The following is a 14,964-nucleotide window of genomic DNA, read 5'->3' as shown; positions in this document are numbered from 1 at the left end:
AGGTAGTACCTGCATAGGTAAATGCTTAGCGATAATTGGATCGGAGACTGCCGGGCAGTCGGCATGCGAGGGTTGCATGGAGCAGCAACAGGCAATAGGATTGCACTAATCAAAAAGGAGGTAAGTCCGCAGAGGAAATTCCATTTACCTGTGTCTACTGTCGCAAAAGTACATGGTGCGTGAAGCCGGAAAAGAGCCTATCCGACCAATTGTTAAAATTTACGATGAATTGAGTAAACCCGTTTGTCAGAAAGCAACCATGATAATCGCTATGTCACCGCGGTTCATCCGCCGCCAACAGACCCTTGTTCTTCTCGAAGTCGTACAAGGTCACACGCCGGATGGCATAGTAAACGTCCCAATACGACCGGAGGGCGTCGATGTAATCGCGGCGGGCATTATCCTTTTCCGATTGGGCAAGATTAAGATCGGTAACAGATAACTTTCCGATCTGAAAAAGATTATTGGCGATCAGGTAACGCCGGTGAGCAACAGAATCTGTTTTGCGGGCAAGGCCAATATTCGCCTTCAGCAGGTCCACATTCTTTACCAGCGTGGTGATCTCCTGGTAGATGGTCGACTCATCCATCTCATTGGTGGTTTCCGTCAGTTTTTCGATGGCCTTTGCAGTATTGTACCGGGCTTTTCTGCGCCCCCAGTCAACAATAGGTATGTTGAACCCAACGATAAACCGTTGCTGGTTATTGGGGTTTTGGTACACGTTGCCGATCGTATTGCCGGCATTGTTAAGCCCGTAGCTGGCCAACAGGTTTACCTGCTGTTTGGCCGCTCTTGCCTGGGCCACATCCCGCTGCGCCTCCTCCATCTTCCGCTTAAAGGCAATGAATTCGGGCCTGTTCTTTTTTGCCCAGTCAAAGGCATCCGTGATCGAAATACGCAGGTAAGGGATCTCCTCCGGGGCAACAAGCAACAACTCATCATTGCCTTTGATCCCAACGAAGGATTTGAGTGCCAGCTGAGCCACCTGGTAGTTGTACCGGGCTTTTTCCAGGTCCTGACTGCTGCGTAGCATCTGCAGTTCCAGCTGCAACAACTTATCTTCCGTCGTGGTACCCAGATCGATCCTTTTTTGTTCGGTTTCATAATTACGCCGGCTATTAGTCAGGTTCACCTCGGCGATCTGCATATCATTCTGCGCATCCAGTACATCGAAATACAGGCGCGTCGCATCCCGCGCAATATTTTCCATCTCCTGCGAATACACTTTTTTCGATTCTTCCAGCTTCAGCGGCTCTATCTTTTTTCGCCATTTCAATTCATTGAAAGCAAACAGGGGTTGCGAAAGCTGTAGAAAGACCGGCGTGCCACTGTATTGTTTTGTTTTACTCCTGAAATCATCAAAACGGGTGAGGTCGGTATTCAGCGACAGAACACCACCGGTTAGCGGAACCTGCTGGCTCAAACTGAAACCGATATTGTTGTTCAGTTGGTTGATGGATTGAAACTTGATGGTACCATCGGGTTGCCGAACCGCATAATACTCTTTATTGTATACCGGCGCATTGCCATACAACGATATCTGCGGGTTAAGGTCACTTTTATAAGTGAGAAACTGGTAATGGCTGATCTCCTTTTGCGTTTGCGCAAGCCTGAAGCGGGTCGACAGCGACTGGGCCTGGTGAATGATATCCGATAACGTGAGGCCCGAAGGTTGCTGCGCGTGGGCAATCGTTACCCAAACCGTCCAGCAGGCAAGTATCCATAAAATCTTCTTCATAGCAAAGGTTGTTGGCGGTTTTTCCGGTTCCTCCATTTGGCCACCTGCCAATAGGCAAGCGGAATAAACCAGGTCGTAAAAAAGGTGCCGATCGTAAGGCCGCCAATAATGACGATCGCCAAAGGTTTTTGCAGATCATTGCCGATACCGCCCACAAACAATACAGGCACCAGCGCAATACTGGTCGTCAGCGAAACCATCAGCAATGGCTTCAAACAAATATCGCCCGCTTCATGGATCATTCGCTCCAGCAATTTTTCATTGAATGGAAGGCCCTGTTGAGCATATCGCTTTTCGAGGCGGTTCAACGTTTCAATCTTTAAGATGGGATCATCCACAATGAGGCCCAGGATCACAATAAAACCGATAACAGCCATCACATCCAGCGTACCTCCTGTCACCCACAACAGGAACATACCGCCTGTAATACCCAAAGGGATCGTAAGCATGACGATGATGGGTTGCACCAGGTCTTCATATTGAACAGCCAGGATAAAATAAAGCAGGAACAACACGATCAGGAAGATCATCCAAAGCTGTTTTACCTGCTGGCGGTCATCGAAATACTGACCTGTAAATTCAACATTCAAACTATGTTGCGTGGCGAGCGTAGCAATCTGCTGTTGTAGTGCAGGAATATCCTGTTTATCCTTCGTATAGGCAACTGAGCGATAGGGGCCCGACTTATCAGCAGTAATGAATTTAGCATGCACACCTTTATGGAGGGTAACGAAGTTGTTCAGTGGATAAGAAACACCCTGCCGGCTTACAACCAGGATACCCAGCTTGGCCTCAACAGCCTGATAGGCCGATTGTAACTGGATCGACCGGTTATCTCCAAACCGTCTGATGTCAGATACGGTATAAACACCAAACTGTTGTTGAAGAGCTTCTTCAATAACGCTCCGGTCAACATCGTATAGCGACAGCTTGTTATAGTCAAGCACCACCGAAACATTCGGCTCGTCGAGCAGGCCCGCTCCCGCTTCGTACGGCTTCGGCAATTGTGCAAGTAGATGATCGAAGTCCGCATATTCATTGCCTGCTGGCTGGTTACCAGATGGCTTAAAACGGGCCTCAAAATAGGGAGCCGTCGAGTTGAACAGTTGTGTAAAAGCATTGGGTGCGTCAATGATCTGCAGCGCAGCCAGGGGGTGCTTTTCCTGTAGCCAGCTGGCAACCAGTTTATCGGTCCTCATTTTGGTCGCTTCGTCATTGCAGGCAAAATATAACTCAGCTTGCTGAATATTGCTCCCGCCCGCCTGCAACAGGAATTGCTTGATACCAACCTCGGCTTCGGCCACCTGGCAAAAAGGCTGAATAGTTCCATACAAGTGCCGGATACGCTGCAGGTTTTCCCGGGCGTCGATCGCTTCATTCCAATCGATCATGACCAGGCTTTCTCTTTTTTCAAGTTTAGGCAACCCGGTAATGGGAACCTTTGTCGCCAGCCAAATGCCGATAGGCATCAGGAAGATCGTGAGCAGGAAATACAGCAGCTTGCGTTGTAGAATGTGATGGATCATGGCATGATATCCCTTTGCCACAAACGCGTATAAAGCGGTATCCTTCTTCAATCGATCCGGCGGTGTCTTCAACAACAACTTATACAGAAGCGGCGCCAGAATAAAGGCAACAAGCAACGATACAGACAGAGAGATCGTCAAACCAATGGCCTGATCAAATACCAGCGCTCCTGCCATTCCGCTCAGCAGGATCAGGGGCGCGTACACCGCTATAGTGGTCAGCACCTGGCTGATCACCGGAGCAATGACCTCATTGGTTCCTTCCACACTGCTTTCGAGCATCCCTTTGCCGGCAACCCGCTTGCGCGTGATGCTATCGATAACGACAATGGAGTTGTCGATCAGCATGCCAATACCAAGGGCCAGCCCCGATAAGGAAATGATGTTGAAAGAGATGCCAAACAGGTAGAAGAAGATGAACGTGATGATCAGCGAAAGAGGGATACTGATGCTCATCAGGGAGGGAGAAGCCCAATTACCCAGAAAGAGGAACAACAATAGAATAGTGAGAATGCCGCCATACAACAGGTCCTGCTCCAGGTTGCCTATCCCGGCATCCAATAAAAAGGTTTGGTCCTGCGTAAGCTCGAATTGAACCTGTGGATACTCCCGTTTAAACAGCTCCACCGCCTCCTTTACCAGCGGCACCAATTCATTCATCCGGCTATCCGGCTGTTTTTGTATCGTAACAACGAGCCCTTCCTTTCCATTGTAAAAATGATAGCCCGTGGGTATTTCCGACGTTTGCTCCAGGCGGGCCACCTGGTTGAGTCTGATAACGGTGCCATCCTTCAGGGTGATCGGCAACTGGCCGATCGTATGAACATCCTCGAGCCTATTGGCCAGTTTCACAAAATATCGATACTGCCCGGCCGTCACGCTCAAACCACCCAACTCACGGTTGGCATTCCGGATGGCCTCAGAAATATCCTGCTCGGTAAGTTGCACCGCCGACAGTTTCGCACCATCGGGAATCACGCCAATGATATCCTTCCGTACGCCGTTGATGTCTACCAGCGAAACGCCGTTTAATTGTTCCAAACGCTTTTTCAAAACCTTCTCCGTCAGGGAAGTTACCTCACCGATAGAGGTACCTGCCTTCGGAATTACCTGTAGCCGGATCACTGGAATATCGGCGGTATTGATCCGTGCTACCTGCGGCCGCTGCATATCACGCGGCAACGAAGCCGTGATCCTGTCAATTTGCTCATTCACTTCAATGAACGCAAGGTTCATTCGCGTACCATATTCAAACGTCAGGTACACAAGGCCTGCGTGATTGCCGGAACGGCTATCGATCGACTTCAGGTTGTTGATGTTCATCAGGCTTTCACGCAAGGGCCTCACAACACGCTCCTCCATCACCGATGCTGATACATTGGGATAATGTACCCGCACCATCACCCGGGGAACATCGACATTGGGCAACAGGGAAACCGGTATTTTGCCGATCACTACGAGCCCCGCTATCAGCAAGGCAGCAAAGATCATGAGCACTGCGATGGGGCGTTGGATCAGGTAGCGAACCATTCGGCTGATGAAGTGGGTTGTTGAAAGATATCGTTTATTCCTTTAATAGCGTATCTGCTGATTTCACCACCTCTACCGGGGCTTCGTGGGCCAGCTGCAGATTATTAGAAGTGATAACCTGAACACCGGGCTTCAATCCCTCTTTGATCTCGATCTCCTGACCATTCTCTCTGCCGGTAACTACATAGTGCCAATGCGCTTTCTGTTGTTCAACGGTAAACACGACTGCCCTCCCGCTCCGCATAACCACGGCATCTTTTGGCACCAGCAAAGACCTGGCGGCCGGCACCCGGATCACAGCCATGCAGTTCATTCCGGGAAATAACATCCGCTCCGTCATTCGGCCGGCCCCCGGTTGATCGCGCCTGGCGCCTACGGCAAGTTTTATAGTAACAAGGCCATGTTCATCGACGTAAGGATTGATCTCAGCCACAGTGGCGCCGAAAACCTGTTCCGCATCTGAAACAGGCGACAATTCGGCCGGCGTCCCCTTCCTGATCAACGGTATATCCGATTCCAATACTTTTACTTCCAGCAGCAGGTGCTGGGGATCGTATATCCGGAATAGCTCCTGCCCCGGCTTCAACAGCTCACCGGCTTGTACCTTCACATCCGCCAGGATGCCGCTAAAGGGAGCTCTGATCATCGTTTTCTCCATCTCGGTTTTCAACTCCAGCAGCTCCTGCTCAGCAATGGCAAGCCCCGTACTGATCCGCAACTTCTTCCGGATATCAGCCGCCTGTTCTTTACTCTTGTCCTTCAGGAGTGTTTCATAACCCAGCAACTGACTTTCATACTCGCGCAACGCATTGAACTGCGCCAGCTTCACCCTTTCTACCTTTTGCCGGATCGCAGCCGTGTCGACTTGAACGATCAAACTGCCCGATCCGAACCGGGCGCCGGTACTGGCATGACAAACGGTTACCCGCCCGGCATTTTCAGCAAATACGAGCTGCTCTTTAAAGGATCTTATTTTCCCGTTTGATTGGATCAGGTACTGAAAAAGACGAACCTCTGCCACGACGGTCGTAACCGATGAAGTGGTTTTGCTAACACGGATTCCGGTAAAGTTTTGATTGTCGGCATGGCCTGCAGGAGTGGCTGCGGAATCGCAGGAGAGAGCGCATATACAGAACCAGGCACCGCTCAAAAGGCAGGCAAGCACCCGGATTGGGAACTTTCTCATAGTTTCGGTTATTGTACTGTTGCTACGGATAAAGATAAACTATTAATAACCAAAAAACGAACGCATAACGGCAAATGCACCCTATAACCGAAAGTTCTGCCCCACCCGCCTCATAGGCCGTGGGGACGGTTGCCGGCAACCACCTTCCCCCGGATAAGACAAACCAGATGTTGCTCGGCGGTATTCAATTCAATGTCAACAGACTGTTGAAAAAAGCCCAGCGCTTCCGAATCATAGGTGACCCTGATTTCGGTATACGCATTCGGCATAACGGCGGCAGTATCCCATTGGGCGCCGGTACAATGGCAATCTGGCTTTACCGAAGAAAGTACAAGCGGAACGTCGCCCACGTTCCTGACGCGAAACACAGCAACCGAATTACTATGTTGTTCAATATCACCAAGATTTTTCACGGTCGAGTCCACCTCTACCCTGGTAGGCTTCTGTACAACAGGTTTGGCTTGCCGGGAGGCACAGCCGCCAAACCCCGTGACCAAAGCGCAAACAATACCCGCTGCCAGCAATACGGACAGGTTGAATAAACGCATGATTAAACAATTAACGGATCAATAATACCTTCCCCGCAAACACCTGAAAGCATCTGCAGACTGGTTTCTTTATTTCAGCACGCATTTCAGGAGCACCATATTGTCGGTTGCGTGAAAGGACTGGATCATATCATATAAAGGCTTGTTAGACACTTTGATCATTTCAAGATAATCCTTGTGCGTGTCTCTCAGATAAATGATCTTTTCCGGTTGCACACCTACCAGCAACGTATCACCAACACGGCCAAGGGGAACATAGAACAAGCGCGACAAATAGTCATCGGTTCTTTCTATGTTCAGGGCAGTATTGAGCGTATTTTTTTGCTTGTCCAGGATACCGTACAAAATCCTGTCATCCTCCTTGTAAGAAAAGAACAGGTAATGCTGCCCTTCGAAAAATTCACTACCAATATAATCTGCCTTTCTGCGCTCAGCCGCTCTCGAACGTACATTATTATTAATGATCGACTCTGCCAGCTTATTGGCACCAAGGTTAAATTTGTATTGAACCCGGAAAGCTCCGCCATTAAAAGCAAAGACCTTATCATCAAAAGGAATGGCGTACAGCGAATTACCGATATCATTATTCAGGAAACCGGTATAATCGAAGGAAGCAGGATCATCCTTCATCTCACTTTCAAAGAACCGGTCCAGCACCTTGATCGTTGAATCCGTAAGCACCACATTGAACTGCTTGCTTTTCTCCGAAAAATTATTGTTGATGTAAAACAGGAAATCTCCTGTCGGGGTGATCGAAAACGTGTAGGCAAACATACCGAGGCTGGTGGTTTTCAGGTAGTTTCCAGCCAGATCGAAGTACAGCAAATTGACAGCATCGCACAGCAGGATGATCCTGGAAGAATCGACAAACTTAACATCAAAGATCTTGATATACTCTCCCGGCCCCTTCCCCACTTTTCCAACCTGGAAGAGATAGTTACCGTTCTCATCAAATACCTTAAGACCCGAAAACTTTTTATCCCATACATAATATTTATGATCAGCCACAAAGATACTCGCAGCCTCGGCGACAATGCTATTGCCAATTCCTGACAACTGAAATTTGAGCGGGATTGCCGCCTTAATAATTTTGCCGGGCGATACCAGCGAATCATATTTATCTTTCTCGAACAAAGGAAGCGGCGTAATCGCCTCGTCGATCACCAAAACATTATTCTTCTTGTCACCGCTGGCGCATCCGAACAGAATAATTACCGGCAACGCAAACAAGGCAATGCCTTTAAAAGCCTTGCGTAAAAGATTAACGACCATATACATATTGGGTTTACAGGAAAGGTCGGGGTAATATGATCCCCCAACCTTTCATTATACTTTGAAGATTATGAAACACCTCCACAGGAAGTATGACTGCAGTCATTGTCGTTGCAATTGGCAGTGCCGGGATTGCAATTATTGGAATTACCAACAATTTTACCTCCAGGACAAACACAATTTGTTTCTACCCAGTTACCCTTGGGTGGCTCAACAACAGCTTTGGCTTCTGTGGAAAATGTACTGATGATACCCATGGTCATAGCGGCAATTGCCAGCGCCATGATCATTTTCTTACCTGACCTCTTGGAAGCATTCATGGTTAAATGATTTAAGAAATGAATCAAAATTGTTTCTATTTCCTAACCGGTATGGGAAATATTAAGACAAGTTTACAAAGTCATACTGCCACGTACTGGCAGTACGATACATCGTTTATCTTTTTTAAGCTGTGGTATAACGCTGAAAATTAAAAGTGAAAGTGCCCTCTTCTATATAATAGTAGGACTGCCTGGACTCGGAGTATGCTATGGGTGCGCCCAATGAACGCATGGTATCGATAAGCCTGTACAATGTCCTCTCAGAAATATCAAGCCGGTCAGCCAGTTGTTTAGGAGTTCCCGTGCCTTTAATGCGTATAAGCCTGTCGAGGGTTTGCAGGCGATCAAGGTACTGTTTTGGCATCTGCGTTGATGAATAAGGTTAATGGGAATTAGAAACCCGGAGTAGCTGCTATCTACAATAAATATAACAACGTGAAGGCAACAAAACAAAAACTATTTTTATATTACAAACAGCTATTTAATACTGTTACCGTTAAATTTGTTTGATACGCACCTCCATTGATCCCATTATTTAATTGACTGTCAAAACCATGTCCCGCAACTAGCATGAAGCATAGTTCTATCATCACACCATTCCGGATTGTGTTGATTTTTATTGCAGTCATTGCCTGCAGCTTGCTGGTATTGCCCTCACTGAAGGTTGACCTGCTGCCATCGCACCGGTCAACCACATTAACGGTGAGTTTCTCGTTGCCTGCCAGCAACCCAGAAATACTTGAACAACAGGTTACCTCCAAAATTGAAGGCGTCTGTGCACAGTTAAGCAATTTGAAAAAGATCAATTCTGTTTCGAGGTATGATGCTGGCTACATACAGTTGGAATTTCATCCATCAACCGATATGCAGTTCAAGCGGTTAGAGTTAGCAGCCATGCTCAGGCAGGTTTATCCGCAACTACCTCCCGGTGCATCTTATCCGTTGATCAGTGCCAACAGCAATACAACCAGGGCTCCTGAACCATTGCTGGTCTATTCGATCAACGCCCCTTTGCAGCCTTACCGAATCAGGGAAGTGGCCGGGAAACACTTCCGGGATGCATTTGCCGGGTACCAGGGAATTCGGGAAACCAGGTTGTCGGGCGTACCGGGTCTTCAACTGTCCGTCAGGTTCGATGCAGCCAAATGCCAGGCCTGGCAGCTGGATCCTGCTCGCATTATGACCACCCTCCAATCGTACATGGCAGAAGCATACCCGGGGCAATTGGCAACTGCCAACGGAGGTCAATACTTTTTACAGATAGCTTCACCCGAAGTATCCATCCCGATGATCGGCGACATACAGCTGCCGGTCGCGGGCACCGTTCCGCTGCGCATCCGCGACATCGCCGAAATATACCAGGAAGAACAGGAGGCCGATAGTTATTTCAGGATCAATGGAAATAACTCGGTGACATTAAGTATCTACGCCAACGAAGGAGAGAATAAGATACTGATCGCCAAAAAGGTAAAGCAACTGATGGATGGGACCAAACAACAATTGCCACTGGACTTCACCACCCTGCTCGAATACGACGATACAGAATTCCTGGAACGTGAAATGACTAAGAACTATCAACGTACCGGACTTTCAGCGCTGATACTCGTCATATTCATCATAGTGGCCTATCGCAACTGGAAGTACCTGGTAACCTTGCTGTCGGGCCTCCTCGTAACACTCTTGCTCACCATACTCCTGGCCTGGGCCTTCCGCCTCAACATACACTTGTATACCATCGCCGGTATCGCCATATCATTTGGTTTGATGATCGACAATGCGATCGTAATGATCGACCACTATCACCGGTGGCGCAACCGGAAGATCTATCCGGCGCTGCTCGGTGCTACCTTCACCACAATAGCTGCGCTGAGCCTGATCTTCTTACTGCCGGAAGAAGATCAGCAGAACCTGGTCGACTTTGCGGCCATCATCATGCTGGCCTTGCTGGCCTCGTTGATCACCGCCCTGTGGTTCACCCCTGGTATGTATAGGCTGTTGAACGGGTCAGTGCCCGTTGCACCGGCCACCAGGCAACCTGTTGGTCAAACCCCTTGGTTAGCCCGTTGCCAGCGATATTATGAACAGATCCTTGCCGGCCTCGCCCGGTACAGAAAAACCTTCCTGCTGCTGCTATTGATCGGCTTCGGGCTTCCCGTATACCTGCTTCCGTCAACATGGGAAGGCAATGCCTGGTATCATCGCTGGTACAATAACAGCTTCGGCAGCGAAACGTACCGGGATAAATACAAAAGACCACTTGAAAAATGGGCGGGTGGATCACTCCGGCTATTCCTGGACAATGTTAACGAACGAAGCGGCTATCGCAATCCCGAAAGGGTTATGCTGCATGTAACAGCTGAAATGCCATATGGCAATACGGTCCATCAACTCAACGGAATATTGGCCGAAGTCGAAAGCTACCTTGCACAAGTCCCCGGCATCGACAAATTTGTAACAACCGTCTACAATGGCCAGCGCGGAAGCATCGACATATCCTTTACGGAAGAGAAACAATACAGTTCTACCCCTTATCTGTTAAAATCAGCCTTGGTGGCCAAATCGCTGGAATGGGGCGCTGTTGATTGGAATATATATGGCGTTGGACTCGGGTTTACCAATGAAAGCGGAGATGAGATCCCCACCTTTCGTGTATTGATGAAGGGGTACAATTACGATGAACTCGAAAGGCAGTCAGACATACTTGCCCAAAAATTACTCACCCATAAACGTATACAACAGGTAAACACCAACACCAATCTCGAATTTGATGAAAAGCCCGGGCGTGAATACCTGCTGCAACTCGATGCAAAGCAACTCGCGTTACACCAAACCAACCCGCAACAGGTGCTCAACAGCGTTGCTTACCGTACCAATCAGTTCAAAGCCACTACACAGGTCGCTATGAACAACCAGTTGTATCCGTTGGTGCTGAAAGAAAAAATTGCCGGCAGGTATTCCCAATACGACCTGTTACAAAATACGCTCCAACTGGATAGCAATCGAAAAACAAGAATTGCAGAATCAGGTAACCTGGAGATCCGCGCTACTACCAATAGCCTGCATCGGGAAAATCGCCAATACATCAGGCTGTTAAGTTTTGAATTCCTCGGCACACCACAAACGGGCAACGAAGTATTGACCGGCATCCTAAAAAAAATGAATCTGGAAATGCCGGTTGGCTATAGCGCCATACACCAGGGAGGCAATGATGCCTGGGAAAAAGGCGTGCGCAAATACGGGTTGATCGGCATCCTCATACTGGCTATATTCATGCTGGGCTCCATCCTTTTCGAAAACCTCCGGCAGCCATTGGCGATCATTTGCATGATCCCTGTTTCTTTTATGGGACTATTCCTGACATTTTACGGGGGGAGCTTTTATTTCGATCAGGGTGGGTATGCAGCCTTTATCATGCTGGGCGGACTGGTGGCCAATGCAGCCATATTTTTGATCAATGATTTCAACAACTTGAAAAAAAAGGAACCTGTAGAGAACCGGAATAGTACGTTGAAGAAAGCGATCGCCTATCGGGCAAAGACAATATTACTAACCACCATATCGACCTGCTGCGGCTTGATACCTTTTGTGCTGGAAGGCCAGCAGGAAGTATTCTGGTTTTCATTGGCCGTGGGCACCCTCGGAGGATTGGCAACGGCATTATTTGCCATCTTCTTTTTGTTGCCGGTGTTACTTTGGAAAAAATGAGCGGGAAACGGGGCTTCCCGACAACTTTCGGGACCACCTATAGTTTGGGGATCTTTTGAACGAACAACGGGGCTTCCCGACAACCGTCGGGACCACCTAAGGCCTGAGAGCCTTTGAGCGGAAAACGGGGCTCGAACCCGCCACCTATAGCTTGGGAAGCTATCGCTCTACCAAATGAGCTATTTCCGCTTGCCTCTTAAAGTTAAGGAATAATATAAGAATTGCCCGATTGCCGGTTACGGAAAAGCAACTCGTCCCGGGTCCACCTACTTTTTCAACAACTTAACGGTTTGCGTCTGTCTGCCATCCCGGTAGATCAGCAGGTAACTGCCCGCCGGTAATTTGCTGATATCGACCAGCGACTGCTTGACGCCACTTACGGCCGCTGCCCTGATCATTACCCGGCCCAGCAGGTCGGCAACTTCGATACGTGTGGCAGTAGTGGCTACCGGATGGTCCAGGTAAACCTGGCCGTGTTCATCGACCGGCACAGGGTACACTCTAAGCGACCTGGTTTGAGATCTGTCGACAACAATCGTCTTGCTTTTAACGGTACTACCATTATTATCTACCAATTGCAGCCGGTACCAGACTTTGGCGGCAAGCGGATGTTGATCCGTAAACCGGTAAGTAGTTACACTTTCCGTTGCCGGCACCGAACCCAACGGCGTAAACAGTTTACCATCTGCACTACGTTCTGCAACAAAACGATGCACAGTACCAGCAGCTGCTATCTTCCAATGCAGGGAAACCACATTTGTTTCAGCAACACCCTTAAAGCTTAACAGTTCTGTTGGCAGCAGGGAACACAGCGTTAGTGTAATGCTCGTATCTTCTGTATAAATACAGCCCGCTAATATACTGGTAGCCACCAGCCGGTAGGTTCCTGCATCATTGATCGTGTAGGGCCACAAACCAAGGTAGCCTCCTGGCAGCGCAGTTCCATCCGGATAGATCCAGTGATAATCATAGGAAGGCGAAGAGGTCGCAAACGCGGTAAAAGTTTCGAATTGGCAGTCTTGCTGAACATCAAGCGTTGGTTTGATAAGGCTATCAAAATATATATCATCCGAATAACTGTTGCCGCAGGCATCCGTTACCCTAACGGTATACGTTCCCTGAGGCAGGTTGGTATAAAGAGGATGGCTTTGGCCCGGAGGAATAACAGGACCGGCTAAAACATCATACCAGAAAGGCAATACCCCGCTTGAACTATCCGGCACCAACGACACCAGCCGGTCGCTGGCACAACGCCCCACCAATGCTTCATCTCTAAGAAAGGGTTGCGTATAATTGGGCACATTGATGTACGCGGTAATTTTGTCGCAGGCAAGCCCGGCCATGCCCGTCACAAAATGGGTAGGCCGGTAGTTCCGGTACAGGTATTCAACCGTATAGAAAGCCGGAGCAAGGTTAACGACAGAATCCTTAAAGGGCGATGTCGATACGGACCTGGTGGTAACCGTCGTGCCTTTGGTAATGGTAATATTATCAGCTCCCCGGAAATTGCTGGTTCCTTCCCAAACGATCTTATTATCATTCAGACATCCTTTTACCAGACTGGTGTTGAAAGTAACGCGTTTCAGGTGTGCGGGAAGTATTACGATATTAGCAGTATCCTTATGTCCGCATTCGCTGATATAATACATCCTGTAAGAACCTTCTGTGAGATATCCCAGTACAATACTGGCAGACGAAGAAAACACTCGTCTGATGGTATCCGGATACGTGAAGGTATGGGTAACCCCATTGGCAAAAGTCACCGAAGCAGGACCTGATTCTATCACCACAATCCCTGAATCGGCTCCATTGTTCTGTATCCGCAAAACGGCTGTACCTTCTTTACAGCCGAGGTCAATATTGTACGTCAATTTATGAAACGGCATGGTAGCCCAGTCAAACTCCAGCGTATCCTTATTGCAGCAGGTCTCCCGGACAACTTTATAACCAATACCTGGCGGAAAACCGGAAAAGGTTGAATTATTGACCTGGGTAGCCACCACTGTACCTGAAGGATTGATCAACGAATAAGTAATAGTTCCGCAATGTACCAGTCTGTTATAGGGATAGGCAGGATTGTTATCTGTACCTTGATCAAATATGTACCGGTATAAGCCGCTGCAACTGCCATCCTCCTCCTTCACGACCGACATATCCAGCGGCATTCTGTAATTCAACAACCTCGGCACCCTGCATCCGTTATATACGGTAAGGAGCAACCAGGGGTCCACCGACTTAAGGTGACCGTACCTGAAGCGGAAGGTATCTAGAATAGTAGCAGAGGGAGTTGCAACAACGCGCTTGATCACCGAACCGTTGGGCAACTGTAATTCGGATTCAAAAGGCATGCTGAAGTTGGCTCCTGCATCCGACGTTACCCGGTAAGCAACATAAAAGGAATCGCAGGCAACCCAATTCAATTTCAGGTCTACAATCAAAAAGTTATTGTTGGTGTTATCAAGCAGGTTTACCGTTCGCGTTTGCACATTACCACAGGAATCCTTTACCCGGTACGTATACCTGCCTATGGGCAAATTGTCAAAAAGATTACTGGTTTGTACAGGACGTATAATGGGTGAAGGGGCTATCAACTCATAAGTAAAGGGAGCTCGGCCACCGGCAGTAACATTTACTTCGATAGCACCATCGCTGTTGCCGGTACAGGACGGCGATCTCAATACATTGGTCAATTGGGTAACGGTATAAGAACCGGTGATCTGAAAATCGTGTGTTGTATTGTTACCACAGTTATCGGTAACCCGCATGGTATAGAGACCGGCAGGCAAGGCATTGAAGAGACTGGACGATTGCGGGGTCACGATCCTGGGGCCCGCCGTAATGGCATAACTATAAGGCGCCACACCTCCCGATACAATGGCATTGGCAGTGGCCGACGAAGGGCAACGCATTTCCGTTGTAATGATATTATCGATAGTCAGCGGAGAGGAACCGGGACATTGGCCATACGCCATACTGGCCTGCAGAAAAAAGAGCGCACTCAATAATTTCACCAGCTTACGGAGCATAGGCAAGAAAGTTAGGGCCTATAAACGCCCTCCTCCGAATGCTTATTTCAGCCAATGCGAATCATCGCCATCAAACGCTTTCATGCAGGCGCGAATAGATCCACAGGTCGATT

The 14,964-nt window shown here is 48.6% G+C and carries 9 protein-coding genes and 1 tRNA gene; 1 reads left to right on the top strand and 9 read right to left on the bottom strand.

What is annotated here, in order from left to right; all coding sequences use genetic code 11:
• Positions 1-274: 274 nt before the first annotated feature.
• The 7 genes from P2H89_RS26360 to P2H89_RS26330 form a co-directional block, all read right to left on the bottom strand.
• A complete protein-coding gene (locus tag P2H89_RS26360; protein ID WP_275832717.1) occupies positions 275-1,738 on the bottom strand; it encodes a TolC family protein in 1,464 nt (487 codons plus the stop codon).
• Positions 1,735-4,794, bottom strand: coding sequence for an efflux RND transporter permease subunit (locus tag P2H89_RS26355; protein WP_275832715.1), 3,060 nt, complete (start codon positions 4,792-4,794; stop codon positions 1,735-1,737). The genes P2H89_RS26360 and P2H89_RS26355 overlap by 4 nt, the downstream gene beginning before the upstream one ends.
• Before the next feature lie 34 nt (positions 4,795-4,828).
• A complete protein-coding gene (locus tag P2H89_RS26350; protein WP_275832712.1) occupies positions 4,829-5,980 on the bottom strand; it encodes an efflux RND transporter periplasmic adaptor subunit in 1,152 nt (383 codons plus the stop codon).
• A 110-nt stretch (positions 5,981-6,090) separates the two neighbouring features.
• Positions 6,091-6,528, bottom strand: coding sequence for a DUF1573 domain-containing protein (locus P2H89_RS26345; protein ID WP_275832710.1), 438 nt, complete (start codon positions 6,526-6,528; stop codon positions 6,091-6,093).
• Between the two features lie 69 nt (positions 6,529-6,597).
• Positions 6,598-7,800: a 6-bladed beta-propeller gene (locus tag P2H89_RS26340; RefSeq protein WP_275832708.1), complete on the bottom strand. Its 1,203-nt coding sequence runs from the start codon at positions 7,798-7,800 to the stop codon at positions 6,598-6,600.
• A gap of 68 nt (positions 7,801-7,868) precedes the next feature.
• Positions 7,869-8,120 (bottom strand): hypothetical protein, encoded by a 252-nt coding sequence (locus P2H89_RS26335; protein WP_275832706.1) that lies wholly within the window; start codon positions 8,118-8,120, stop codon positions 7,869-7,871.
• A gap of 124 nt (positions 8,121-8,244) precedes the next feature.
• The gene (locus P2H89_RS26330; protein WP_275832704.1) at positions 8,245-8,484 is read right to left on the bottom strand and encodes an HTH domain-containing protein; all 240 of its coding nucleotides are present in this window, start codon (positions 8,482-8,484) and stop codon (positions 8,245-8,247) included.
• A gap of 206 nt (positions 8,485-8,690) precedes the next feature.
• Here P2H89_RS26330 and P2H89_RS26325 point away from each other — a divergent pair, with 206 nt between their 5' ends.
• Positions 8,691-11,825 carry an efflux RND transporter permease subunit gene (locus tag P2H89_RS26325; protein ID WP_275832702.1) on the top strand — a complete coding sequence of 1,045 codons (3,135 nt, stop codon included), beginning with the start codon at positions 8,691-8,693 and terminating at the stop codon, positions 11,823-11,825.
• A gap of 116 nt (positions 11,826-11,941) precedes the next feature.
• On the opposite strand, the gene P2H89_RS26320 is transcribed toward P2H89_RS26325, so the two are convergent.
• A tRNA-Gly gene (locus P2H89_RS26320) sits at positions 11,942-12,014 on the bottom strand.
• Between the two features lie 77 nt (positions 12,015-12,091).
• Entirely contained in the window at positions 12,092-14,851 is a 2,760-nt protein-coding gene (locus tag P2H89_RS26315; protein WP_275832700.1) for a T9SS type A sorting domain-containing protein, read from the bottom strand.
• Positions 14,852-14,964: the final 113 nt, after the last annotated feature.

This window comes from Paraflavitalea sp. CAU 1676 (genome assembly GCF_029223285.1).
Taxonomy (GTDB): Bacteria; Bacteroidota; Bacteroidia; order Chitinophagales; family Chitinophagaceae; genus Paraflavitalea.
The sequence above is the reverse complement of the archived record's forward strand: the minus strand, read 5'-3'. Positions and strand labels throughout refer to the sequence as shown.

Bases quoted from the DNA above. Each gene is read 5' to 3' on its own strand.
- P2H89_RS26360 (WP_275832717.1), bottom strand. From the start codon at position 1,738: ATGAAGAAGATTTTATGGATACTTGCCTGCTGGACGGTTTGGGTAACG.
- P2H89_RS26350 (WP_275832712.1), bottom strand. From the start codon at position 5,980: ATGAGAAAGTTCCCAATCCGGGTGCTTGCCTGCCTTTTGAGCGGTGCC.
- P2H89_RS26345 (WP_275832710.1), bottom strand. From the start codon at position 6,528: ATGCGTTTATTCAACCTGTCCGTATTGCTGGCAGCGGGTATTGTTTGC.
- P2H89_RS26315 (WP_275832700.1), bottom strand. From the start codon at position 14,851: ATGCTCCGTAAGCTGGTGAAATTATTGAGTGCGCTCTTTTTTCTGCAG.
- P2H89_RS26340 (WP_275832708.1), bottom strand. From the start codon at position 7,800: ATGGTCGTTAATCTTTTACGCAAGGCTTTTAAAGGCATTGCCTTGTTT.
- P2H89_RS26335 (WP_275832706.1), bottom strand. From the start codon at position 8,120: ATGAATGCTTCCAAGAGGTCAGGTAAGAAAATGATCATGGCGCTGGCA.
- P2H89_RS26325 (WP_275832702.1), top strand. From the start codon at position 8,691: ATGAAGCATAGTTCTATCATCACACCATTCCGGATTGTGTTGATTTTT.
- P2H89_RS26355 (WP_275832715.1), bottom strand. From the start codon at position 4,794: ATGGTTCGCTACCTGATCCAACGCCCCATCGCAGTGCTCATGATCTTT.
- P2H89_RS26330 (WP_275832704.1), bottom strand. From the start codon at position 8,484: ATGCCAAAACAGTACCTTGATCGCCTGCAAACCCTCGACAGGCTTATA.